Annotated in this window: 1 pseudogene; it reads right to left on the bottom strand. The window is 54.5% G+C overall.

From position 1 onward, the window contains the following. Positions 1-35 precede the first annotated feature (35 nt). Positions 36-292 (bottom strand): annotated as a pseudogene (locus CKO35_RS17655) (IS630 family transposase); the annotation flags it as partial.

Here is a 292-nt window from a genome sequence, read left to right as displayed (position 1 = left end):
ATTCATCGCCTAGTGTGGTGTCTCAAAAGTAAGCATCAAATAATAGAGCTAGCTGCCCGCGCCACAGATGCCAAGATGGTGTCCGCACTTTTATGCCACACGAACGGCTTGGGATCCTCGTTGTGACGATCAATGTATTCCCGTATGGATTGCTCCAGCTGAGCAACGCTGGTGTGGGCGCTGCGCTTGATCCACTGCTCGCTGATCTGGCTAAAGAAACGCTCGACCAGATTGAGCCAGGACGCTGAGGTGGGCGTGAAGTGAACGTGGTAGCGAGGATGGGCTGCTAGCC

Source organism: Ectothiorhodospira shaposhnikovii (genome assembly GCF_016584105.1).
GTDB classification, from domain to species: domain Bacteria; phylum Pseudomonadota; class Gammaproteobacteria; order Ectothiorhodospirales; family Ectothiorhodospiraceae; genus Ectothiorhodospira; species Ectothiorhodospira shaposhnikovii.
The sequence above is the reverse complement of the archived record's forward strand: the minus strand, read 5'-3'. Positions and strand labels throughout refer to the sequence as shown.